The organism is Sphingomonas baiyangensis, assembly GCF_005144715.1.
Lineage (GTDB): Bacteria > Pseudomonadota > Alphaproteobacteria > Sphingomonadales > Sphingomonadaceae > Sphingomonas > Sphingomonas baiyangensis.
Map to the genome: position 1 here is coordinate 1,473,592 of NZ_SWKR01000002.1, position 23,447 is coordinate 1,497,038.

The 23,447-nt window shown below is 69.1% G+C and carries 21 protein-coding genes and 1 tRNA gene; 11 read left to right on the forward strand and 11 right to left on the reverse strand.

Translation table 11 applies throughout. From position 1 onward, the window contains the following. Positions 1 to 89 precede the first annotated feature (89 nt). Entirely contained in the window at positions 90 to 1,259 is a 1,170-nt protein-coding gene (locus tag FBR43_RS10395; RefSeq protein WP_136943071.1) for a glycosyltransferase family 4 protein, read from the forward strand. Here the strand turns inward: FBR43_RS10395 and FBR43_RS10400 are convergent. Further along, on the reverse strand, positions 1,249 to 2,082 hold the full coding sequence (locus tag FBR43_RS10400; RefSeq protein WP_136943072.1) for an ABC transporter permease: 834 nt from the start codon (positions 2,080 to 2,082) through the stop codon (positions 1,249 to 1,251). The two genes, FBR43_RS10395 and FBR43_RS10400, sit on opposite strands and share 11 nt — an antisense overlap. A gap of 70 nt (positions 2,083 to 2,152) precedes the next feature. Between FBR43_RS10400 and FBR43_RS10405 the strand changes: the two genes are divergently transcribed. The 3 genes from FBR43_RS10405 (at position 2,153) to FBR43_RS10415 (ending at position 5,062) form a co-directional block, all read left to right on the forward strand. Beyond that, positions 2,153 to 2,887, forward strand: coding sequence for a GcrA family cell cycle regulator (locus FBR43_RS10405; RefSeq protein WP_136943073.1), 735 nt, complete (start codon positions 2,153 to 2,155; stop codon positions 2,885 to 2,887). Positions 2,888 to 3,080: 193 nt separating this feature from the next. Further along, positions 3,081 to 3,452: a TadE/TadG family type IV pilus assembly protein gene (locus tag FBR43_RS10410; protein WP_249276539.1), complete on the forward strand. Its 372-nt coding sequence runs from the start codon at positions 3,081 to 3,083 to the stop codon at positions 3,450 to 3,452. Continuing rightward, the gene (locus FBR43_RS10415) at positions 3,449 to 5,062 is read left to right on the forward strand and encodes a pilus assembly protein TadG-related protein (RefSeq protein WP_136943075.1); all 1,614 of its coding nucleotides are present in this window, start codon (positions 3,449 to 3,451) and stop codon (positions 5,060 to 5,062) included. Before FBR43_RS10410 ends, FBR43_RS10415 begins: the two co-directional genes overlap by 4 nt. Positions 5,063 to 5,122: 60 nt before the next feature. Here FBR43_RS10415 and FBR43_RS10420 read toward each other — a convergent pair whose 3' ends face one another. Next, on the reverse strand, positions 5,123 to 5,971 hold the full coding sequence (locus FBR43_RS10420; RefSeq protein ID WP_136944150.1) for an outer membrane protein: 849 nt from the start codon (positions 5,969 to 5,971) through the stop codon (positions 5,123 to 5,125). 173 nt (positions 5,972 to 6,144) lie between these two features. Between FBR43_RS10420 and parE the strand changes: the two genes are divergently transcribed. Next, positions 6,145 to 8,121, forward strand: coding sequence for a DNA topoisomerase IV subunit B (gene parE, locus FBR43_RS10425; protein WP_136943076.1), 1,977 nt, complete (start codon positions 6,145 to 6,147; stop codon positions 8,119 to 8,121). Positions 8,122 to 8,419: 298 nt separating this feature from the next. Here the strand turns inward: parE and FBR43_RS10430 are convergent, their stop codons facing one another. Further along, positions 8,420 to 9,751, reverse strand: a complete 1,332-nt coding sequence (locus FBR43_RS10430) for a dihydroorotase (protein WP_136943077.1) — start codon at positions 9,749 to 9,751, stop codon at positions 8,420 to 8,422. 44 nt (positions 9,752 to 9,795) lie between these two features. On the opposite strand from FBR43_RS10430, the gene ygfZ reads away from it, so the two are divergent. Then, the gene (ygfZ, locus tag FBR43_RS10435; RefSeq protein WP_136943078.1) at positions 9,796 to 10,527 is read left to right on the forward strand and encodes a CAF17-like 4Fe-4S cluster assembly/insertion protein YgfZ; all 732 of its coding nucleotides are present in this window, start codon (positions 9,796 to 9,798) and stop codon (positions 10,525 to 10,527) included. Positions 10,528 to 10,715: 188 nt separating this feature from the next. Here the strand turns inward: ygfZ and FBR43_RS10440 are convergent, their stop codons facing one another. Continuing rightward, complete coding sequence (locus FBR43_RS10440; RefSeq protein ID WP_136943079.1) at positions 10,716 to 12,491, reverse strand: DUF885 domain-containing protein; 1,776 nt, start codon at positions 12,489 to 12,491, stop codon at positions 10,716 to 10,718. Positions 12,492 to 12,541: 50 nt separating this feature from the next. Further along, entirely contained in the window at positions 12,542 to 13,327 is a 786-nt protein-coding gene (locus tag FBR43_RS10445) for a sulfotransferase family protein (RefSeq protein WP_212611918.1), read from the reverse strand. Between the two features lie 143 nt (positions 13,328 to 13,470). Between FBR43_RS10445 and FBR43_RS10450 the strand changes: the two genes are divergently transcribed. From FBR43_RS10450 to FBR43_RS10460, 3 genes are read left to right on the forward strand one after another with little or no spacing between them, the layout of a single operon-like run. After that, positions 13,471 to 15,516, forward strand: coding sequence for an HAD-IIB family hydrolase (locus tag FBR43_RS10450; protein WP_136943081.1), 2,046 nt, complete (start codon positions 13,471 to 13,473; stop codon positions 15,514 to 15,516). Then, a complete protein-coding gene (locus FBR43_RS10455; protein ID WP_136943082.1) occupies positions 15,513 to 16,652 on the forward strand; it encodes a glycosyltransferase family protein in 1,140 nt (379 codons plus the stop codon). Before FBR43_RS10450 ends, FBR43_RS10455 begins: the two co-directional genes overlap by 4 nt. Further along, on the forward strand, positions 16,649 to 17,575 hold the full coding sequence (locus FBR43_RS10460) for a galactosyltransferase-related protein (RefSeq protein WP_136943083.1): 927 nt from the start codon (positions 16,649 to 16,651) through the stop codon (positions 17,573 to 17,575). The genes FBR43_RS10455 and FBR43_RS10460 overlap by 4 nt, the downstream gene beginning before the upstream one ends. Here FBR43_RS10460 and FBR43_RS10465 read toward each other — a convergent pair. Together FBR43_RS10465 and FBR43_RS10470 are read right to left on the reverse strand one after the other, a co-directional pair. After that, positions 17,494 to 18,615: a glycosyltransferase gene (locus tag FBR43_RS10465; RefSeq protein WP_136943084.1), complete on the reverse strand. Its 1,122-nt coding sequence runs from the start codon at positions 18,613 to 18,615 to the stop codon at positions 17,494 to 17,496. The genes FBR43_RS10460 and FBR43_RS10465 overlap by 82 nt on opposite strands. 36 nt (positions 18,616 to 18,651) lie before the next feature. Beyond that, positions 18,652 to 18,727 (reverse strand) — tRNA-Ala (locus tag FBR43_RS10470). A gap of 254 nt (positions 18,728 to 18,981) precedes the next feature. Here FBR43_RS10470 and FBR43_RS10475 point away from each other — a divergent pair. Then, the gene (locus FBR43_RS10475; RefSeq protein ID WP_136943085.1) at positions 18,982 to 20,031 is read left to right on the forward strand and encodes a DUF2171 domain-containing protein; all 1,050 of its coding nucleotides are present in this window, start codon (positions 18,982 to 18,984) and stop codon (positions 20,029 to 20,031) included. Between the two features lie 86 nt (positions 20,032 to 20,117). Further along, positions 20,118 to 21,125: an NADP-dependent oxidoreductase gene (locus FBR43_RS10480; RefSeq protein WP_249276540.1), complete on the forward strand. Its 1,008-nt coding sequence runs from the start codon at positions 20,118 to 20,120 to the stop codon at positions 21,123 to 21,125. Between the two features lie 294 nt (positions 21,126 to 21,419). Here FBR43_RS10480 and FBR43_RS10485 read toward each other — a convergent pair whose 3' ends face one another. From FBR43_RS10485 to ypfJ, 4 genes are read right to left on the reverse strand one after another with little or no spacing between them, the layout of a single operon-like run. Further along, complete coding sequence (locus FBR43_RS10485) at positions 21,420 to 21,599, reverse strand: hypothetical protein (protein WP_136943086.1); 180 nt, start codon at positions 21,597 to 21,599, stop codon at positions 21,420 to 21,422. 8 nt (positions 21,600 to 21,607) lie between these two features. Beyond that, a complete protein-coding gene (locus FBR43_RS10490; protein ID WP_249276664.1) occupies positions 21,608 to 22,066 on the reverse strand; it encodes a YaiI/YqxD family protein in 459 nt (152 codons plus the stop codon). Further along, complete coding sequence (locus tag FBR43_RS10495; RefSeq protein ID WP_136944152.1) at positions 22,063 to 22,533, reverse strand: GreA/GreB family elongation factor; 471 nt, start codon at positions 22,531 to 22,533, stop codon at positions 22,063 to 22,065. Before FBR43_RS10495 ends, FBR43_RS10490 begins: the two co-directional genes overlap by 4 nt. Continuing rightward, positions 22,530 to 23,414, reverse strand: coding sequence for a KPN_02809 family neutral zinc metallopeptidase (gene ypfJ, locus FBR43_RS10500; protein ID WP_136943088.1), 885 nt, complete (start codon positions 23,412 to 23,414; stop codon positions 22,530 to 22,532). Before ypfJ ends, FBR43_RS10495 begins: the two co-directional genes overlap by 4 nt. Positions 23,415 to 23,447: the final 33 nt, after the last annotated feature.

The following is a 23,447-nucleotide window of genomic DNA, read 5'->3' on the forward strand; positions in this document are numbered from 1 at the left end:
TAACCGAAACGGGCGGCTGGGGTTCCTACAGTCAAAGGGCGGTATCGTACCGATGGACGGCGCGGCACGCGCAGGCTAAGCGCCGCGCGATGAAGCCCAGCGACCTGCGCGTTGCCCTGTTCAGCGGCAATTACAATTATGTGCGCGACGGTGCGAACCAGGCGCTCAACCTGCTGGCGCGCCATCTGCTCAACGCCGGGGTCACGTTGCGCGTCTATTCCCCGACCGTGGCCGAGCCGGCATTCCCCGCGACGGGCGATCTGGTCGACGTGCCGGCGCTCGCGCTGCCGGGCGGGCGCGGCGAATATCGGCTGGGGCTGGGACTGCCCGCGCGCGTGCGCGCCGACCTTGCCGCCTTCGCGCCCAATCTGGTGCATGTGTCGGCGCCCGAGATCACCGGCCATCGCGCGGTGAGCTGGGCGCGGCGGCACAACATACCGGCGCTCGCATCGCTGCACACGCGCTTCGAAACCTATCCGCGCTATTACGGCATCGGCTTTCTCGAGCCGCTGGCGGTGAAGCTTTCGACGCGCTTCTACAACCGCTTCGACAAGGTGATGGTGCCGGGCGAAGGCATGGCCGACCTGCTGCGCGAATGGGGCGTGACGACGCCGATCGGCATCTGGTCGCGCGGGGTCGATCACGCGCGCTTTTCGCCCGAGCGGCGCGACGATGCCTGGCGCCGGAGCCTTGGCATCGCCGACGACGAGGTGGCGGTGAGCTTCCTGGGGCGGCTGGTGCTCGAAAAGGGGCTCGACATCTTTGCCGAGGTGGCGGCCGAACTGCGGCGGCGCGGCGTGCGCTATCGCATCCTCGTAATCGGCGAAGGCCCGGCGCGGCAATGGTTCGCCGATCGCGTGCCGGGCGCTGTCTTCGCGGGCTTCCAGTCGGGCGACGATCTGGGCCGCGCGGTCGCCTCGATGGACATCTTCTTCAACCCCTCGGTCACCGAGACGTTCGGCAACGTGACGCTTGAGGCGATGGCAGCGGGCGTGCCGGTAGTCGCGGCGCGCGCGACGGGCGCGGTGGGTCTGGTCGACGATGGCGTGACGGGCCGGCTGGTGCCCCCGCGCGACGTGGCGGCCTATGCCGATGCGATCGAGCAATATTGCAACGACCATGAAGCACGCCGGGCGGCGGGTGCGGCGGGGCACGCCAAGGCGGCGGGCTATCGATGGGACCGCATCAACCAGGTGATGCTCGAAGCGTATCTGGAGCTGGTCGGCAAGCGCCCCCAGAGTCAAAACTCTAGCTCTTGAGCTTCCAGCCCTTGCCGAGCAGCCAGTAGCAGAACGCCGCGAGCGCCAGCGTGACGCCGCCGAGCACCGCGGCGCCGAGCGTCACGTCGCTGTCGGCGCGTTCGAGGAAGCCGTAGCGGAAGCCCGAGATGATGTAGAAGAACGGATTGGCGTGGCTGATCGCGCGGAACTCGGGGCTCAAGGCCTCGACCGAGTAGAAGGTGCCCGACAGCAGCGCGAGCGGCGCGATGACGAAGTTGGTGACGGCGGCGGCATGATCGAACTTCTCGGCCCAGATCGAGGTGAGCACGCCGAGCAGCGCCACGAAGGTCGCGCCCACCACGCCGAACCAGAGGATGGCAAGCGGGTGGCGCGGCGTCACATCGATACCCCACAGCGCCATCGCCAGCCAAACCGCGCCGCCAACGCACAGCGCGCGCGTGACGGCACCGCCCACCAGCGCCGCGAGCAGCTCGCCGATCGACAAGGGCGGCATCAGATAGTCGACAATGGTGCCCTGGATCTTGCCGACGAGCAGCGAGAAGCTGGCATTGGCGAAGGCGTTCTGGAGCATGCCCATGACGATGAGGCCGGGCGCGATGAACTCGGCGAAGGGCGTGCCCATCACCTGCCGGTCGTTGCCGCCGAGCGCGACGGTGAAGATGACGAGGAACAACAGCGTCGTGACCGCCGGCGCCCACACCGTTTGGAGCTGCACCTTGAAGAAGCGCCGCACCTCCTTCACATAGAGCGTTCGCAGTCCGCCCCAGCTGACTTGCCGGATGACCGGCACGCCGAAGGCGGGCAGACGGGTATTCAGGTGCGGTTCGGGCTGGTCTGCCATTGCGGCTTCGCGTAGTCGCTGGCGATCCGGCCCGCAACCCGTGCAACATGACTTCAGGAAGAAACGCCAAATGAGCTGGACCGAGGAACGCATCGCCACTCTCACCAGGATGTGGGAAAGCGGCAATACCGCGAGCCAGATCGCCGAGGAGCTGGGCGGGATCAGCCGCAACGCGGTGATCGGCAAGGCGCACCGGCTGGGGTTGAAGCCGCGCCCCTCGCCGGTGAAGCCCAATGAGGCGAAGGCCGCCGCCGCTCCAGCGCCCACCCCGGCCCCTACCGCCGAGGCTCCGCCACCCGCGCCCAAGCCGGCGACGCGCGCGCCCGCCGCGAAGACAGCCGCGACGCCGCCGCCCGCTCCCGCGACGCCGCCGCCGGCAAGCAAGCCCGCACCGACGGCGGTCGAACGCCCCGAGCCCGAGGCGGCGGACGATGCCGCCGAGCCAGTGGTCGCCGCCACGCCATCAGCGCCGCAGCTGCGTTCGGTCGGCCCCGGCGGCTTCCTGCGCCAGAACCCCGGCGAGAATAGCGGCCCGATCGCCCCTGCGCCGCCGCGCCGGCTGGTGCCCGCACGCCCCAGCGACGCGATCGCCGGCAAGACCAGCCTGCTCGATCTCAACGACCGCATCTGCAAATGGCCGATCGGACACCCCGGCGAGCCCGATTTCCATTTCTGCGGCGACAAGGTGAACCCCGGCTTCCCCTATTGCGTCGAGCATTGCGGGCACGCTTATCAGGCGCAGCTGCCGCGCCGCGACCGCCGGCCGCCGCCGCCGCTGCCCTATGGCGGGCCGCGCGTGCGCTGATACGCAAGCTGCGCGCGAACGCGCCGTTCTGGCGGTAATCGGGCGGCGATGACGGCGACGCGGCTCGCGCATTTGACGTAGCCTGCCGCGTTCGCACCCCGACGCGATCTGAGCGATCGGCGGGCAGGATGGCCGCATGTGCCGCCCTGCCCGCCTCGATCCTCGCCTGACATGCGATACCCGCGGCGCGGCAATGGTCGAGTTCGCACTGCTGGCGCCCTTGCTCATCGTGCTGCTGATGGGGATGCTCGCGTTCGGGCAGTATTTCCTCGTCGCGCACAGTCTGCAACAGCTTGCCAACGATGCCGCGCGCGCGACGGTGGCAGGGCTCGACGCCGCCGAGCGCGACGCGTTGGCGCGCGGCAGCGTGGCGCATGGACTGGCACGGCTGGCCATCGCTGATGCGCAGGCGATCACTACCGAGGTCGACGAGGAGGCAGGCCGCGTCATCGTGACGCTTGCCGCCGATACGCGCGCGCTGTCGCTGCTGCGCGCGGCGGCGGTGCCGCTGCCCGGACCCGTAATCGAGCGGCGCGCGATCGCCCGGGCGGGGGGCGTTCCGTGATCGGTGCGCTCGTCCGATCGCGGACCGGCAGCGCGAGCGTGCTGGTGGCGGGCGCGCTGCCGATGCTGATCGGCGCCGCCGCGCTCGCCTTAGACCTCGGCATGGTGCAGCTCGAGGCACGGCGGATGCAGGGCGTCGCCGATGCCGCCGCGCTCGCCGCTGCCACCGACCCCACAGGCGCGCAGGCGCTTGCCGAGGCGAGCGCGGGAGCCGCGCTGACGGTGACGGTGACGACCGGCGCCTATCGCGGCGACCCGGGCGTGGCCGTCGCCGACCGCTTCGTTGCCGGGGGAGCGGCGGCGGATGCCGTGCGCGTGACCGTAGCGCGGCGCGTGCCCACGGCATTCGCGCGGGTGTTCGGAACCGATGGCGTGACGATCGCGCGCCATGCCACCGCCGCGCGTACCGACATGGCGGCGATCAGCATCGGCAGCCGGCTGGCCGCCCTCGACGGTGGCGCGCTCAACGCGATGCTCTCGGCAATGACGGGCAGCAGCGTGACGCTGGCGCTGGTCGACTATCAGGCGCTCGCCTCGGCCGAGATCGACCTGTTCGACTGGCTCGATGGCGTACGCACCCACGCCGCGCTCTCTGCCGGCACCTATGACGCGCTGCTCGACGGCGACGTCGCGGCAGCGGCGGCGATCGAGGCACTGGCAGCGCAGGTCGGCGACCCCGTAGCCGGTGCTGCGCTTACGGCAATCGCAGCACTAACGCCGGGTAATGTGCGTCTGGGCGACCTGATCGATGCCGGCCCGATCGGCGCGCGCACCGGCGGCGCAGGCGGCGCGGTTGGCGTGCAGGCGCTCGATGTCGTCGCCAACGTGCTGCTGGCAACGGGCGGCGCGCGACAATTCGAGTTGGCGCTAGGAGGCGGCATCGCAGGCATCGCCTCGACGCGTGCTTCGGTGGCGATCGGCGAGCGCCCGGCGCAGACACCCTGGATCGCGATCGATCGCGAGGGCGGCGCGATCGTGCGCACCGCGCAGGCGCGCATCGCCATCGACGCGCAGCTCGCGCCGCTGTCGATCCCCGGGCTGACGCCGCTTTCGGTGCGCCTGCCGCTCTTCATCGAGCTTGCGGGCGCCGAGGCACGGATTGCGAGCCTCGACTGCGAAACGCCGCGGCGTGTCGAGGTCGAGGCGCGTACGAGCCCCGCCACCTTCGCGATCGGCACGGTCGATACGGGCACACTCGACGAGTTCGGCCAGGCGATGACGATCGGCGATGCGGCGCTGGTGCGAGCGCCGCTGATCGCGGTCGACGGATCGGCACGCATCGACATGGGCGCTGCCGAGCCGTGGCAGCAGCTGTCGTTCGATACCGCCGCGATCGAGGCCGGCGAGGTGCGGACGGTACGTGCTACGCATGCGGTAGCGGGAGTGGCATCGGCGCTGGCGGGCGACGTGATGCTGCGCGCGCGGCTGCTGGGCCTTCTGCCGCTGTCGCTCGATCCCGTCGTCGCGGCAGTGGGAGCGCAGCTCGCGCTGGTCGCGCCGGCGATCGATACGATGATCGCCACGCTGACAGGTACGCTCGGGTTACAGATCGGCGCCGCCGATGTGCGCGTGAGCGGACTGCGCTGCGGTCAGCCCGTGCTGGTTGGATAAGATATCCCCGCCGGCGCGCTGGGAGAGCGCCGGCGGGGCATCCATCAGGTCATTCGCGGATCAGAAGCGAAGTGCTGCCGTCGCGCGGATGCTGTGGAAGCGGAAATTGTCATCCGAGCGACGCAGATCGCTGCCGGCGGCATTTCCGAGCAGGAACGGATTGGTCGCAGGCGCAGTGCCCTGGCCGACACTCACGACATAATCGTCGTCGACATAGTCGTTATACATATATTCGAGGCCGAGCGAGATGTTGCGGCCGATCTTCTGCTCGACACCGCCGCCTGCGGTATAGCCCCAGCTGTTCGACTTGCCGCCATTGCTCTCGAAGCTGTTCGCCGTGTTCGACGTCTCGAAGCTGTTGTCGATCTGGGCATAGGCGGGGCCGCCTGCCGCGTAGAACAGCGTGCGTCCGCCTGCGGCATAGCCCACGCGACCGCGGATGCTGGCGTTCCAGTCGAACTCGCGATTGAACGTATAGAAGGCGGGCGTGCTGCTATATGCAGTGACGCTGTCGCGCACCTGCGAGCGGCCGAACTCGCCCATCGCGCCGATCACGAAATTGCCGAACTGCTTGTCCCAACCGACGCGCGCGAAATACTCGATCGCATCGCGATCATTGTCGCAGCCGCCGGCGGGCGTGGCGCTGCCGCGGTTGTTGCCATTGCAGAAGCCGGGTGCGAACGCGTTCGCGCCACCGGACGTAACGATCGTATCGTTGAAATTGCCGTCAAGATTACGATCGAACACGACGGTCTCGCCCACGTCGTTTGGCTGGACGCCGAAGCCGAACGATCCACCGACATAAGGTCCGTCGAAATGCCGGTCGCCATTCGCGTCCTGCGCGATTGCCGGTGTAGCCAGGCCGAGTGCCGCAACCGTGGCGATTGCCGATGCCTTTATTGTACGCATACGCATACCGAGTACCTCCTGAATGTGAACCATGATTACCCTGTTCAGACCGCGCCCAACGCGCCGGGCCGTGGTTCGCTGCATCGCGGTACGCAATCGGTCCGCGTCCTGTTGCACATCGGCAACACAAGGCTCGCTTTGCCCCGCCCGCGCCACGGCCTATAGCGTTATCCATGTCCGACGATCTTTTTGCCGCGCCGCCCCCTGCCCCGTCCGACTACAATGCCGCGTCGATCGAGGTGCTCGAGGGGCTCGAGCCGGTGCGGCGGCGGCCGGGCATGTATATCGGCGGCACCGACGAGCGCGCGCTGCATCATCTGGCGGCCGAAGTGCTCGACAATGCGATGGACGAGGCGGTGGCGGGCCATGCCACGCGGATCGAGGTGACGCTGGGCGAAGGCAACCGGCTGACGATCACCGACAATGGCCGCGGCATTCCGGTCGACCCGCATCCGCGCTTCCCCGACAAGTCGGCGCTCGAGGTCATCCTCTCGACGCTGCATTCGGGCGGCAAGTTCTCGGGCAAGGCCTATGCGACGTCGGGCGGACTGCATGGCGTGGGCGTCAGCGTGGTCAATGCGCTGTCCTCCGACACCGTGGTCGAAGTGGCGCGCGAGCGGCAGCTCTACCGCCAGCGTTTCGCGCGGGGGATCACGCTGGCGCCGATCGAGCATCTTGGCGGCACGCCTAACCGGCGCGGCACGAGCGTGAGCTTCGTGCCCGATACCGAGATTTTCGGCGAGATGCAGTTCAAGCCGCAGCGGCTGTACCGGCTGGCGCGATCGAAGGCGTATCTGTTCGCCGGCGTCGAAATCCGCTGGAAATGCGCGTCCGGCCTGATCGCCGACGATACGCCGGCCGAAGCGGTGTTCCAGTTCCCCGGCGGCCTCGCCGATCATCTGAAGGAGCAATTGGGCGGACGCGAATGCGCGACGAGCCAGTTCTTCGCGGGTACGCAGGACTTTCCCGACCAGCAGGGCAAGGTCGAATGGGCGGTCGCCTGGCCGCTGTGGAGCGACGGCAGCTACAGCTGGTATTGCAACACCATCCCCACGCCCGATGGCGGGACGCACGAACAGGGACTGCGCCAGGCGCTGGTGCGCGGCTTTCGCGCTTTCGGCGAGCTGGTAGGCCAGAAGAAGGCGAAAGACCTGACTGCCGACGATGTGATGACGGGCAGCGAGCTGATGCTTTCGGTATTCATCCGCGAGCCGCAGTTCCAGAGCCAGACCAAGGACCGGCTGACCAGCCCCGAGGCGGCGACGCTGGTCGAGCGTGCGATCCGCGACCATTTCGACCATTTCCTCGCCGACCATGTCGAGCGCGGCAAGGCGCTGCTTGGCCATGTGATCGAGCGGATGGACGAGCGGCTTCGGCGCAAGGCCGAGCGCGAAGTGAAGCGCAAGACCGCGACCTCGTCGCGCAAGCTGCGCCTGCCCGGCAAGCTGACCGATTGCGCCGCCGACAGCCCCGAGGGCACCGAATTGTTCATCGTCGAGGGCGATTCGGCGGGCGGCAGCGCCAAGCAGGCGCGCGACCGCAAGACGCAGGCGATCCTGCCGATCCGCGGCAAGATACTGAACGTGGCGAGTGCCACCAGCGCCAAGATCCTCGCCAACCAGGAAATCGCCGATCTCATCCAGGCGCTGGGCTGCGGCACGCGCAAGGACTGCGTGCCCGACAATCTGCGCTACGAACGCATCGTCATCATGACCGACGCCGATGTCGACGGCGCGCATATCGCGACGCTGTTGATGACCTTCTTCTTCCAGGAAATGCCCGAGCTGGTGCGGCGCGGGCACCTCTATCTGGCGCAGCCGCCGCTCTACCGGCTGACGGTGGGGGCGAAATCGCTCTACGCACGCGACGACGCGCATCGCGCCGAGCTCGAGCGCACGGCGTTCAGGGGCAAGAAGGTCGAGGTCGCGCGGTTCAAGGGGCTGGGCGAGATGAACCCGATGCAGCTGCGCGAGACGACGATGGACCCCAAGACGCGGGGGATGCTGCGCATCACGCTGCCGCAGGAATATGAGGAGCGCGCCGGCGTGAAGGATCTGGTCGACCGGCTGATGGGCACCAACCCCGCGCACCGCTTCGCCTTCATCCAGGAGAATGCCGCACGGCTGGAGGACGACGCGATCGACGCGTGAGGGGTAAGATATTTGTTTCCATTGTCTTTTCGGCGCGCCGGAGCGAGGCGTGTCGACGCACCGGATCGTTTCGTCGATAGAGCAGGACGGCCCTTCGACAAGCTCAGGGCGAACGGGCGAAGCTAGGTTCGATTCAATCGCTCGATGCTCGCACCTTGAATGGGCATCCCTGCCCCGTTCGTGCTGAGCTTGTCGAAGCACCGTTCTTTCTGGCGGAAAGGGCAGGACGACATTTTGGCAAGGTTCTCCTGAACTTGTCGAAGGGCTCAGTGCGAACGGTAGAAGGAAATCGTATCGCTTACCGTGCGGAGAACGCCGTGCTTTCGAAACGGATCGGCTCGCCCGTCGCCGAGCCGACGAGTTCGTCGTTCCACATCGCAACCCGACCGCGCACCACCGTGCCCACCGGCTTGCCGACGAGCTCGCGGCCCTCGAAGGGCGACCAGCCGCAGCGCGATTGCAGCCAGTCGGCGGTAACAATCCAGCGACGCTTCAGGTCGACGATGCTGAAATCGGCATCGTAGCCGAGCGCGATGCGGCCTTTGCCCGACAGGCCGAAGATGCGCTGCGGGCCGGCGCTGGTGAGATCGATGAGCCGCGCCAGCGTGAGGCGGCCGGCGGCGACGTGATCGAGCATCAGCGGCAGCAGCGTCTGCACGCCGGGCATGCCGCTGGGGCTGGCGGGGTAGGTCGCGGCCTTTTCCTCCAGCGTATGCGGCGCGTGATCGGAGCCAAGCACGTCGACCACGCCCTGCGCAAGCCAGTGCCAAAGGCCGTCGCGATGCGCGCCCGAGCGGATCGGCGGGTTCATCTGCGCGTGGGTGCCGAGATCGCGATACGCCTCCTCGCCCGCCAGCGTCAGATGCTGCGGCGTCGCCTCGCAGGTGACGATATCCTTGTGCGCTGCCAGATATTCGAGCTCGGCGGGCGTCGAGATGTGGAGCACATGGATGCGGCGGCCGGCGGCGCGCGCCAGCGCGACGATGCGGCGCGTGGCGATCATCGCGCTCTCGTCGTCGCGCCAGACGGGATGCGAAGCGGGATCGCCCTTCACCCGCTCGGCGGCACGCGCGTTCATCCGGTCCTCGTCCTCGGCGTGGATCGCGACGCGGCGGCTGCCCGATGCGAGCACGCGGGCGAGCACGGCATCGTCGGAGACGAGCAGGTCGCCGGTCGACGAACCCATGAAGATCTTGACGCCGGCAGTGCCCGGCAACCGCTCGAGATCGCGCAGCTGCTCGGCATTGGCGCTGGTGGCGCCGACATAGAAGGCATGGTCGCACCACATGCGGTGATGCGCGCGTGCCAGCTTGTCGGCGATCGCGGCCTCGCTGTCGGTATTGGGCTTGGTGTTGGGCATCTCGAACACCGCGGTGACGCCGCCCATCACCGCCGCGCGGCTGCCGCTCTCGAGGTCTTCCTTGTGCTCAAGCCCCGGTTCGCGGAAATGGACCTGGCTGTCGATGACGCCGGGCAGGATGTCGAGGCCGGTGCAGTCGATCGTCTCGCCGGCATCGTGGCTGCCGCCGATCGCGACGATGCGCCCGTCCGATACATAGACCGCGGTTTCGGCCGGGCCGCCGGGCAGATGCACCGTGCCGCCTGCGAGTTTGAGATCAAAGCCTGCCATGATCGCCTCTTTCATCGCCCTGCCCCACGCCTTACGTCGTGGCCATGGACGATGCCACCCCGCAGATGCCGACCCGCCTTGCCGACCGCGCGGTGCTGCGCGTGGCGGGCGAGGACGTGCGCGGCTTCCTGCAAGGACTGGTGACGCAGGACATGGCGGCGGTCGCGCCCGGCCGACCGGCATGGTCGGGCCTGCTGACGCCGCAGGGCAAGGCGCTGTTCGATTTCGTGCTTTGGGCAGATGGCGACGCCATCCTGATCGATTGCGAGGGCGAACAGGCCGAGGCGCTGGCGCGCAGGCTGACGCTCTACCGGTTGCGCCGGGCGATCACCATCGCGCGCGACGACGCGCTGGCGGCGCACTGGAGCGCCGATGCGCCCGACCGCCCGGCCGATCCCCGGCTGTTCGAGCTGGGGCGGCGCTGGCTGGCGCCGGCCGGCGATGTGGGTGACGCATCCGAGGCGTGGCGCGCGCATCGCCTGTCGCTGGGCGTATGCGAGGGCGTGGCCGAGCTGGGGCAGGACGCGACCTTGTGGCTCGAATGCAATGCCCGCGAGCTTTGCGGCGTGAGCTTCACCAAGGGCTGCTATGTCGGGCAGGAGAATACCGCGCGGATGCATCACCGCGCCAAGGTGTCGCGCCGGCTGCTGGTGGTGCCGCTGGGCGAGGCCGGTCCACGCACGCGCGCGCGCTATCCCGAGCTTGGCGTGATGGTGGAACTGCGCCGGCTCGATGCGCTGGGCGATGCGGTGCTGCCGGTTTGGGTGGGGGATTGAGGCAGTTATCCCACTGCTCGGAGTTCCGCTCCCGTTCGTGCTGAGTAGACCGAGTAGCGCCGATAGGCGCGTAGCGAGGGCTCGTATCGAAGCATCCTTCGATACGCCGCCTCGATACGCTGCTTCGCAGCTACTCGGCAACTACTCAGGACGAACGGAGTGGAGTTCAGTATGGCTGCCCCTGCCGACTACCCCCGCCGCTCCTTGAGCGTATCGGGCCCGCCGGCGGCGATCCAGCGGTCGATCTCGTCTTCGAGCACGGGCAGCGGCACCGATCCCAGATCGAGGATCATGTCGTGGAACCAGCGCTGGTCGAAGCGCTCGCCGAGCTTGGCCTCGGCCTCGGCACGTTTGCGGCGGATCGACATCTCGCCGAGCTTGTAGGCGAGCGCCTGCCCGGGCCAGCTGATGTAGCGATCGACCTCGGTCTCGACCTCGCGGCGCGACAGCGCGGTATGATCGGCGAGATAGGCGATCGCCTTGTCGCGGCTCCAGCCATAGCGGTGGATGCCGGTGTCGATCACCAGCCGCGCGGCGCGCCACATCTCGTAGGAAAGGCGGCCGAAATCCTCGTATGGCGTGCGATAGACGCCCATCAGCGTGCCGAGCCATTCGGTATAGAGCCCCCAGCCCTCGCCATAGCCCGAGAAATAGGTGCGGCCGCGGAACTTGGGCCGATCGGGGCCTTCGAGCGCGAGCGCGGCCTGGAAGCTGTGGCCCGGCGCGCATTCGTGCAGCGTGAGCGCGGGGATGTTGTAGAGCGGACGCGACGGCAGGTCGTAGGTGTTCATCTGGCACGCATCGAGCCCGCCACGCCCGGCGGTGTAGAACGGCGCGATCGCCGGATCGACCTCGCGGATCGCGAAGCGGTAGCGCGGCAGCAGGCCGAAGAAATCCTTGAGCCGTCCGTCGACGCGCTTGGCGACATAGCTGGAGACGCCCATCAGCTCGTCGGGCGTGCGTGCAACGAATTGCGGATCGGTGCGAAGGAAGGTGGTGAACGCCTTGAGATCGCCGTCGAACTTCGCAGCCTTCATGACGCCGGCCATCTCTGCCTCGATGCGCGCGACTTCCTTGAGGCCGATCGCGTGGATCGCCTCGGGCGTGAGGTCGAGCGTGGTGTATTCGCGGATCTGCTGCGCGTAGAACGCCTTGCCCTGCGGCAGCGCATCGGCGGCGAGGCTGGTACGCGCCTTCGGCAGATAGGTCTCGCGGAAGAAGCCCAGCAGCTTGCCATAGGCGGGCACCACCGCCTGGCTGATCGCGGCGCGGGCATCGGCCTCGATCGCGGCGCGTTCGGCAGCGGGGATGCTGGCGGGCATCGCGGCGATCGGCGCCCAGAAGGGGTTCTTCGTCACATCGGGCTCGGCGAAGGCGGTGATCGAAGCGTCGCGCCCTTCGAGCGTGACGCGCGGCACGCTGAACCCGCGCGCGAGGCCCGCCTGCATATTGGCGATGTGCTCGTCGAAATAGCGCGGCACGTCGCGCATCCGCGCGATGTAGCGGCGATACTGATCGGCGGTGCGATAGCCCGAGCGGCCGGCGAGATAGGACCAGAAATTGCTGTCGGCGTTGAACGGCATTTCCCACGGGCGGAACGCGCTGCCCGCCAGATCGGCCTCGAGCGTGGTGCGGAACACCGCGGCGTTGATCCGCTCCTCGCGCGGTAGCGAGGCCATCGGCACCGCATCGAGCTGCGCAAGCATAGCCCGCCAGTGCGCGACGCGTTCGGCCTGCGCGGCGGGCGAAACGCGCGGCAGGCGGTCGCCCGCCGATTCGCCCGGCTCGTCGCTGTCGCGCTGGCCGGTCTGCGCAAGGCGCCATTGCCAGTCGGCATCGTAAAGCGCACGCAGCCGTGCCTCGGGCGACTGGGCAGCGGCGGGCGCGGTCTGCGCCACGGCGGGCGGCAGCGGGAACGCGATCGCGCAGCCGAGCGCGAGCAACAGATTGGAACGACGCGACATGATGGATCTCCCCCGATGCCGCGCGACGATGGCGGTGGCGTCTTGCGGGGTCAACGGCCGGCAGCGTCGCGGTGCGCCATGCCGGCGAGCGCGCTGCGGAAATAATGCGCCCCCATCGCGACCTGCGGCGGCGCGAGGGCGAGCGGATCGTCACCATAGCCGAAGCGCCGGGCGACGGGGCCGGCGGCGGCGGCGGGCGGGCCGGCATAGTCGCGGTTGCGATTGGCGATGGGGGCATCAGGCGCAGGCAGCGCGACGCCCAGAAACGCCGAGAGCCGCGCGATCTCGTGCGTGCTGTCGCTCGCCAGATCCTCGTAGCGGAGCACCAGATAGTTGTGGAGGAACGGCAGGTCGCCGAGCAGCAGCGCGTGCGCGGCTTCCCAGTGATCGAGCAGCGCGGCCTCGTCGCTGACGCTCCACTTGGCGGTGGCGCGCGCGACGGCGAGCGGATGGCGGACGACGAACACGAACAGCGATGTGGGGAACAGTTGCTGGTAGAGCCGCGCGCGCAGCAGGTTGACGGGCGATTTCTCGACACGGAGCGGCGCATCGGCAGGCACGAACCACGGCGCCCATTCGGCAGCGATGCGCTGTGCGACCTCGTGCCGGTTGCAGGCGCTCGCCTCGGTCAGATGCTGCGCCGGGTCGAGTGCGAAGCTGCCGGGAATGCCGTGCCGCGCGGTGTGCGGGATCGCGCCCTGAAGATACACGCCCTCCTGCTCGGGGACCGGCGCGCTGGCGATGGCAGCGACGCCGGGGGCGGCAGCGATCAGCGACGCGACGAGGCTGGTGCCGCTGCGATGCAGACCGCCGACAAACACATAGCGCGGCGGCACGGATGTTTGACCTGAGTTAAGTTGATGCAAATCAATATCTTTTTCTGCTGGAATCGCGCTGCTCGATGCAACCATCGCCGTAACGATCGGTTACGCCAACGGCTCCGCTCGCGGAGGTCTGAAATCTCGCGGCGGGGAAAAATATGCGGATCATGTCACTCGCGCTGGGCGGTTGCCTGAAGGCGCCGCCCGTCGCGTTCGGCCTGACCGAGGATACCGGCGGACACATCACCTATATCCTGGGCGCTGCGCGCGCGCTCGCCGCGCGTGCCGATGTCCGGTCGGTTGAGATCGTGACGCGGCTGATCGACGACACGACGCTGGGTACCGCCTATGCCCAGCCCACCGAGCACGTGGCCGAGGGCGTGACGATCCGGCGGATCGATTCGGGCAACCGCGCCTATCTGAGCAAGGAAGCCAACGCCGCCGACCGGCCGGCCTTCACCGCCGCGCTGATCGCGCATCTCGAGCGCTGCGCCGAGCGGCCCGACGTGCTGCACGCGCATTTTGCCGATGCCGCCGAGGTCGCGATGGCGGTGCGTGCGCGCTTCGGCATTCCCTTCATCTTCACCGGCCATTCGATGGCGATCGACAAGCAGGCGGCGATGGCCGCGCCCTGCCCCGGCATCGCCGCGCGCATCGCGCTCGAGACACGCGCGGTGTGCGAGGCCGACGCGATCATCGCCTCGTCGCGCGACGAGGCCGAGCGGCAGTTGATGGGCTATGCCGGCGCCGATGCCGCGCGCATCCATTGCGTGCCGCCCGGCGCCAATCTCGATACCGAGGGCGATGCCAGCGGCAGCGAGGCGCGCGCGCTGCTCGCGCCGTTCCTGCGCGATCTCGACCGGCCGGCGCTGCTGGCGATCGCGCGGCCCGTGGCCAAGAAGAATCTGGTGGGGCTGGTCGACCTATATGCCGGCGACCCGTGGCTGCGCGACCATGCCAATCTCGTCATCGTCGCAGGGCTGCGCGATGCGCCCGACAGCGGCGAGACCGAGCAGCGCGGCGTGATCGCGGGGCTGCTCGACCGGCTCGACCGCCACGATCTGTATGGCCGCATGGCGCTGCCCAAGCGCCACGACCAGCACCATATCGCAGCACTCTATGCCTATGCGCGCCAGACGGGCGGCGTGTTCGCCAATCCCGCATGGACCGAACCCTATGGGCTGACGCTGACCGAAGCGGCATTCCACGGGCTGCCCGTGGTCGCCACCGCGCATGGCGGGCCGGGCGACATCGTCGCGGCAATGGGGCACGGGTTGCTTGCCGACCCGCGTGATCCGCCGGCGTTCGCCGCCGCGATCCGCGCGCTGATAAGCGACCGCGCGCGCTGGCAGGCGGCGTCGGCGGCGGGGCGGCGCGGCGCACGGCAGCGCGACTGGGCGGGCTATGCCGAGCGCTTCGTCGGCATCGCGCGGGGTCTGCGCGACGCGCCGATCGCGCATGTGCGGCCGGCGCGGCTGCTGCTGGCCGATATCGACAACACGCTGACGGGCTGTCGCGCGGGTGCGGCAGACCTTTGCGCGCTGCTCGCCGAGCGGCGCGAGATCGGCTTCGGCATCGCCACGGGCCGCTCGTTGCAGGAAGCGCAGCGGCTGCTCGGCGAATGGGACTATCCCGATCCGATGGTGATGGTGACGTCGGTCGGCAGCGAGATCTACTGGCGTGCGGGCGGGCGGCTGATTGCCGATGCCGACTATGCCGCGATGCTCGCCGGCGCGTGGGATGCCGACGCGATCGAGGCGGTGGCGGCGACGGTGCCGGGGCTGGTGCCGCAGCCCGCGGTCGACCAGCGGCGCTTCAAGCGGAGCTGGTTCGCCGACGCCGCTGCCGCCGAGCGGTTGCGGATGCGGCTGGCGGCGGCGCGGATCGATGCGCGCGTGGTGCACAGCCATGCGACACTGCTCGACGTGCTGCCGGCGCGCGCGGGCAAAGGTGCGGCGATGCGCTGGGTCGCCGAGCGGCTGGGACTGCCGCTCGACCGCGTCGATGCGGCAGGCGACAGCGGCAACGACCTCGACATGCTCGAATGCTGCCCCAATGCGATCATCGTCGCCAATCACAGCCACGAACTGACGGGGCTGGCGCGGCGGCGTGGCATCCATGTCGCGACGCGGCCAAGCGCCGGGGGCATCGCCGATGCGATGCGCATGCGGATCGCCGCGCCGGCGGCGGGCGCTGCACGATGAAGCGCCCGATCGGCTATTTCGTCCACCATCAGGGGCGCGGCCATGCGGAGCGTGCGGCGGCGCTGGCGGCAGCATTGCCCGCCGACCGGCCGCTCACGATGTTCTGCGCGCGCGACGACATCTTCCCGCCGCTGCCCGCGCATGTGCGGATCGTGCGCATCCCCTCGCTTTTCGAGCCGCCCGCCGATGCCGATGCGCGCTGGAGCGAGGCGATGACGCCGCCGACGCTGCATTGCGCGCCGATCGGCTGGCCGACGATCACGCAGGCGATCGCGACGCTGGCGGCGTGGTTCGCCGAGGCGCGGCCGGCACTGTTCGTCACCGATGTCTCGGCCGAGCTCGCGCAGTTCGCGCGCATCGCCAGCGTGCCGTGCGTAACGGTGTTGCAGCATGGCAGCCGTGACGATGCGGGGCACATGGCGGCCTATGCCGGCGCCGTGGGCGTGCTCGCGCCCTATCACCGCGACCTTGAGCAGCCCGGCCGGCCCGACTGGATGCTTGCCAAGACGCATCACGCCGCGGGGCTGGGCGTGGCGGCGACCGAAATAGCGCGCGAGACAGCACGCGCCGCGCTCGACCTGCCCGCCGAGCGGCCGATCGTGCTGGTGATCGCGGGCGGCGGCGGGGGCGGCACGCCGGCGACGCCGGTGACGCTGGGCGCGCGTGCCGATCCCGATACGCTGTGGATCACGATCGGCAGCGTGGTGCACGAATGGCATGCGACGCCGCCGGCCAATCTGCGCCATATGGGCTGGGTCGGCGATCCCGAGCGCTGGATCGCGGCGGCGGACCGTATCGTGTCGTCGGCGGGGAACACCACGGTGCACATGGTCGCCGCGGCTGCCAAGCCATGGGTGGTGGTGCCCGAATGGCGCTATTTCGACGAGCAAATTTGGAAGGCGCGGATGCTCGATGCCGCGGGTGCCGCGATCGCGCTCGAGCATTGGCCCTCGCATGCCGGGGCATGGGACGCGGCATGGACGCGCGCCGCATCGCTCGACGTGGGCGCGCAGCAGCGGCTGGTGCAACCGCAAGCGGCGCGGGACGCGGCGGCCTGGATCGAGGCGCTTGCGGGCGGCGGGAGCGACGCCGTTGCCGATGCCACGGTGGCGCTGATCGCCGAGCCGGTGGTATGACGATTTCGCTATGCACGCTGGGCGCGGGGCGCGCCGATCATCTAGCCAACATGGTGCGCGGCCTGGCGATGCAGACGCATCTGCCCGACGAACTGGTGATTGCGGTAATGCAGGACGCGCCCTATGCGCTGCCCGATGCGCCGTTTCCGGTACGGCAAGTGATGATGAAGGGCGCGCAGCTGCCGCTCGCCGCCGCACGCAACGCTGCGGCCACACGTGCCGGCGGCGAGACGATGATCTTCCTCGATATCGACTGCATTCCCGATCCCGATTTCGTGGCGGAATATGCCGCGGCGATGGACGGGCGCGATGCGGTACTGATGGGCGAGGTGCTGTATCTGCCGCGTCATGCCACCGAGGGAGGGATCGATTTCGCGCGCTTTGCAGCCCTCGCTGAGCAGCACAGCGAGCGCGCGGGACCGCCACCGGGCATCGTCGGCGCGTGCGGCGACTATCGCTGCTTCTGGTCGCTCAATTTCGCGATGCGGCGCGATCGCTTCGCGGCGCTGGGCGGCTTCGACGAGCGTTTCACCGGCTATGGCGGCGAGGATACCGATTTCGGGCGGCAGATCGCCGAGGCGGGCGTGCCGTTGCTATGGGCGCGCGGCTGCCGTGCGTATCACCAGTATCACCCGCACCACATGCCGCCCGTCCACCATGTCGAGAGCGTGCTCGCCAATGCGCGACGCTTCCGCGACAAATGGGGCGAGTGGACGATGCAGCACTGGCTGCGCGCCTTCGTGCTGATGGGGCTGATCGAACGCCGGGGCGACGACTATGCGGTGCTGCGCGCGCCCGATGCCGCCGATCTGGCACTGACGGCGCAGCAAGCCGACCGGCCCTATGCCAGCAGCGCGCGCGTGCTGGCGATGCTTGAGGCTGGAGGCGCGGCGGCGAAGACGGCTTCGTACAAGGCGGCGTAACGCGCGACCATCGCGGGGGCGCCGAACAGCGCCTCGGCGCGCGTGCGGCATTGCGCGCGCGGCACCCGCATCGCGCGCCAAATCGCGGCGGGCAGACCGGCTTCGTCGGCGGCGAGCGCGCCACAATCGCCGATCACCTCGCCGAGCGCGCCGCGATCGAGCGCGGCGACGGGCGTGCCGCAGGCCAGTGCCTCGGCAGCGACGAGGCCGAAGGGCTCCTCCCACATCGGCGTGCACAGCGCGACGGCGGCATCGGCCATCGCCGCCGCGAGATCGGCGCCCGCCAGATGGCCGAGATAGCGGTGCGGCGCGTGCAGGTGCGGCGCGAGTTCGGCGAAATAGTCGGCGCACTCGATCGGCCCGGCAAGGTAGAGCGCGATGCCCGCGCGCGTCGCGGCGCGCAGCGCGACGAGCGTGCCCTTGTTGGGCGTGATGCGCCCGGCCCAGATCGCGCGGCGGCCGCGGGCATCACCCATCGGCCAGCGCGCCAGATCGATGCCGTTATGCGCCACGTGCAGCGCATCGGGGCGCACGCCTTCCCATAAAGGCAGTTGCGCGCGCGAGGGCACGGTGAGCGCGGTCCACGGCGCGGCGTGCGCGACGATCGCATCGCGCAGCGTGGCGAAGGGCGGCACGTGCAGCGAGGTGAGCATCGGCACGCCATCGCGCGCGGCCCAGCCATGCACGCCGGCGAATAGGCTGTTGTTGTGCACGACATCGAACCCGCCGGCGCCGATCGCTTCCCAGGCGCGGGCATAGGCCGCGGCCAGCCAGGCATCGAGCTCGGGCGTGCCGCGCCAGCGCGCCCAGGGAAGCTCGGCCTCATAGGCGCGTGGCGCGATGGCATGGAGCGGCAGGTCGCCGGCGCTGTCACCGCTGGCGAAAAGCGTGACGGCATGTCCCTCGGCGCGCAGCGTGCGCACCAGCAGATCGCAATGCGCTTCCATCCCGCCCATGAACGGCGCTGCGACAGGGTGACGCAGATGCGCGAGCACGGCGATGCTAAGCGGTGGCCGCGGCGCGGCGGGCGAGCGCGGCACTTGCTTCTCCGATGCGGGAAAAGGAGGACGCGGGCGTGGTGGAGCTGAGGGGAATCGAACCCCTGACCTCTGCAGTGCGATTGCAGCGCTCTCCCATCTGAGCTACAGCCCCGCACCCGCGACCCGGCGAGCGAGCCGCCGGGAGGCCGCTGCTCTAGCCAGACTTTCGGCCCGTTGCAACGGGGGCGCGGCAGGCGAGCGCGCTTTTGCCGCGCGGCTCTGCGCCGGGCTGCGCGCGCCTTGCGCCGGGCTGCGCGGCGCACCCCAAGTGCCGGGAACGATTGGCGCTTTCATCGCTTCCTTGTGTCGTGAGCTGTCCGGCTGACGCCGACGCTTGCCTGTGCCGCATGAAGTCAGGAGGATGTGATGGGCTACGAACGCTATCCGCGCGGAAACGACCGCTCGGGCAACTATTATGACGGCGAGCAGGATTACGGCCGCGACTATGGCAGCGGCCGCGACTACACCTATTCGAGCGCGCGCGACTATGCCGCCGGCAACCGCGACGAGACGCGCGGCGGCTATGGCGATGATCGCGGCCGGCGCTATCGCGGCGGGCGCGACGAGGGTCGCGACGCCTATGGCTATGGCAGCTACGGCGCGCGCGACAGCTATTCGCAGAGCTATGGCGGTCGCGAGGAGTATGGCCGCGGATCGATGGGCGGCGGCTATGGCCGGGACCGGGGCGACCGTTACGCTTCGCCCTATCGCGGCAGCTACATGTCCGATGGGCGCCGCACGATGGCATCGGATCGCGATGGCGGCTATCGCCAGCAGGGCTATGGAAGCCAGTCGCAAGGCTATGGCCGCCAGCCGCAGGGCTATGACTATGAGGATCGCGGCTTCATGGATCGCGCGGGCGACGAGGTCCGCTCGTGGTTCGGCGACGACGAGGCCGAGCGGCGCCGCGAGATGGATCGCCGCTATGACGAGCGCTATGCGCGCGACGAGCATTATGGCGAATGGCGCCGCCAGCGCATCGACGAGCTCGACCGCGACTATGACGAATATCGCGCCGAGAACCGACAAAAGTTCGAGAACGAGTTCACCAGCTTCCGCAACGAGCGCCAGACGCAGCGTTCGAGCCTTTCGAGCGTGAAGGAGCATATGGAAGTCGTGGGATCGGACGGCGAGCATGTCGGCACCGTCGACAAGGTGCGCGGCGACCGCATCATCCTGACCAAGAACGATCAGGATGCCGGCGGGCGCCACCACTCGATCCCCTCGCGCTGGATCGACTCGGTCGACGACAAGGTCAAGATCCGCAAGACCGCGAGCGAAGCGCAGAGCCAGTGGCGCGACGAGGAGAATAACCGCGCGATGTTCGGCGAACAGAATGACGGCACGCGCGGCGGCGCGAGCGACGTCAACCCGACCGGCCGCAACCTCAACCGGAGCTTCTCGGGCACCTATTGAGGGCTGCTGAGGCAAAGGATCGGCCCGGACAGCAATGTCCGGGCCTTTTCTTTGTCCCGCCGATCCCGTAGCATATCGCAACTGATATGACGGGAGAGCGAAACATGGCGCGTGCGTGGCATCTGGAAAAACGGCCTTCGGGGCTGCCCGTGGCAAGCGACTTCGCGCTGCGCGACATCGACATGCCGGCGCTGGCCGATGGCGAAATCCGCGTGCGGAACCTGTGGCTGTCGGTTGATCCGTACATGCGCGGGCGCATGAACGACGCCAAGAGCTACGCCGACCCCTTCGCATTGGGCGAGCCGATGACCGGCGGCGCGGTGGGCGAAGTGGTGGAGAGCAATGCCGAGGGCTTCGCGCCCGGCGACCATGTGCTGCACATGCATGGCTGGCGCGACGAGGCGGTGCTGCCCGCGCGTGGCGTGCAGAAGCTGCCGCCGATCGACGTGCCGCCCCAGGCGTTTCTCGGCCAGTTCGGGATGCCGGGGATGACCGCCTATTTCGGCCTGCTGCGCGTGGCCGAAGCCAAGCCCGGCGACACGGTGTTCGTCTCGGCCGCCGCCGGTGCGGTGGGATCGACCGTCGTGCAGATCGCCAAGGCGCGCGGCATGACCGTCATCGGCTCAGCAGGCGGCACGCGCAAGTGCGACTGGGTGCGCTCGCTCGGCGCCGACCGTGTGATCGACTACAAGGGCGAGGCTTCGGTGCTGCGCCAGCTGCACGCGGCGGCGCCCGAGGGCATCGACGTCTATTTCGACAATGTCGGTGGCGAGCATCTCGATGCCGCCTTCGCCACCGCGCGGCAGGGCGCGCGCTTCGCGATCTGCGGGATGATCGACATCTACAATTCGGGTGCGGCGACCGAACTTCGCTACATCGCGCGCACCATCGCGGCGCGCATCCGCATCCAGGGCTTCCTCGTCAGCGACTGGATGGGCGAGGCGGGCGATTTCTACCGCGACATGGCCGCGATGCTCGCCGACGGGAAACTCCAGCGCGAGGAGACCGTGATCGAGGGAATCGAGAACATGCCGCAGGCGTTTCTGGGACTGTTCGAGGGCAGCAACATGGGCAAGATGCTGGTGCGGGTGTAGCCGCCCGCCCCAACCCGGCCATCGTGCCGGGGGCCACCATGCGCATAGCGGTGCCGTCGAGGACGATGCGCATCGCGGGCCTCACCGTCGACCGCGGAGCAGGTCCGGGGTGACGAGGGTGGCACGGCCTAGCGCGTGATGACGTCACCCTGAGCCGTTCGCCCTGAGCTTGTCGAAGGGCCGTTCTTTCCTCGGATTGCGAAAGATGAAGGACGGTGCTTCGACAAGGCTCTCCTGAGCTTGCCGAAGGGCTCAGCACGAACGGAGATTGGTTCGTGGTGATGTCATCCGACTCTACCGTAGCTTGGCGATGCTCAAGCCATCGGCCTTGGCGCGCTCCTTCACCGATTCCTCGCTGCGCGTCAGTGCCTTGGCGATGGCCTTGAGCGCCATGCCCTTCTTTGCGAGCGTATGCAGCTTCTGGATTTCATCCTGTCGCCAGGGCTGGCGGTGACGTTCGAATTTCTCGGCCATTGCCTATCCTACCCGCCGCGCGCGAGCTTCACCAGCGCGGCGTCGAGCGCCTGGAGGAAGCGCGAGCGATCCTGCCTGGCGAAGGGCGGCGGGCCGCCGAGCTGGTCGCCGCCGGCGCGCAGGTCTGCCATGATCGCACGCACCGCGATCGCGCTGCCGATCGAGGCGGTGGTGAACGGCTTGCCGGTGGGTGCGATCACCATGGCGCCGGCCTTCAAGGCGCGATCGGCGAGCAGGATGTCGGCAGTGACGACAACGCAAGCCGGATCGGCATGGTCGGCGATCCAGTCATCGGCGGCGTCGAAGCCGTCGTCTACTACGACGCGCTCGACAAACGGCAGCGGCGGCACGCGCAGCCGCTGGTTGCTGACCACCGCCACCTGCGCGCCATGCCGTTCGGCGACGCGGTACACCTCGTCCTTCACCGGGCAGGCATCAGCATCGACGAGGATGCGGATGCCGCTCAGGGGGCGCCCATCGGTTCGGCGGCGACGATCTCGATCGCCTCGCTGCGGCCGCCGAAATCGACATGCTCGCCCGCCTCCGCCCCCATCATCGCCTGCGCGAGCGGCGCGGTGAAGGGGATGCGGCCGGCGGCGGGATCGGCCTCATCGCTGCCGACGAGTGCTACGGTACGCTCGCGCCCGTCGAGCCGGTAGGTGACGCGCGATCCGAACGCCACTTCGCCCGAAGGCGGTGGCGGCTGTACCTCGGCCGTGCTCGCGCGCGCCAGCCAGTAGCGCAGGTCGCGCTTTGACCGCTTGCGCGCCTCGTCATCGGGCGCGGCCTCGACCTCGGCCTCGAAGGCGGCAACGCGCGCCTCGATCAGCGCAAGGCCCTCCGCCGTCACCAGATTGGGTCCGGGCGGCAGCGGCAGCTCGAAGGCGGGTTCCTTGTGTTCGTCGTCGCTTTCACGACGGAAGGCGACGCTCATCCGATCGGCCCCGAAAAGCTGTCGCACGCCGCCGGATCGCCCGTCTGCAATCCGCGCCGCAGCCATGCCATGCGCTGTGCCGAGGTGCCGTGGGTGAAGCTGTCGGGCACGACGGTGCCGCCCGCCTCGCGTTGCAGCGTGTCGTCGCCGATGGCGTTGGCGGCGGTCAGCCCTTCCTCAATATCGCCGGGCTCGAGCCGCGATCGGTTCTGCGCCGCCCACACGCCGGCATAGCAATCGGCTTGGAGTTCGAGCCGCACCGACAAGGCATTGCCCTCGGCCTCGGGCAGCGCGCGCTGCTGGCGCGTCACTTCCTGCGCGGTGCCCGTCAGGTTCTGGATGTGGTGGCCGACTTCGTGCGCGATGACATAGGCCTGGGCGAAATCGCCCTGCGCGCCGTAGCGCGTGGCGAGCTCGTCGAAGAAGCTCGTGTCGAGATAGATGCCCTGGTCGGGCGGGCAATAGAACGGGCCGGCGGCCGATGTGGCCGAGCCGCAACCCGAATTGACGCCGCGCTGATAGAAGTTGAGCGTCGGCTCGCGATAGGTTCCGCCCTGCTGGCTGAACAGCGCCGCCCAGGTCTGCTCGGTCGAGGCGAGCACCTGGCAGGCGAAGCGGCGCTCCTCGGTATTGCACACGCCCGCGCCGCTCGACACTTCGGGCCGCGTCGCCGGATTGCCGCCGCCGGTGAGGCCGCCCAGCCCGCCCGACATGCTGAAATAGACGAGCGCGATCACCGCAATCAGCCCGATGCCGCCACAGCCCATGCCGCGCCCAAGGAACAGCGGCAGCAGCCCGAGCAGGCCGAAGCCCCCACCGCCACCGCCGCCCGAGCCAAGATCGCGGACATTGTCGCTGGGGTCGAAATCGTCGAGGCGCATCGGCAGGGGTCCGTTCCGGGGTGGTAACGCTTG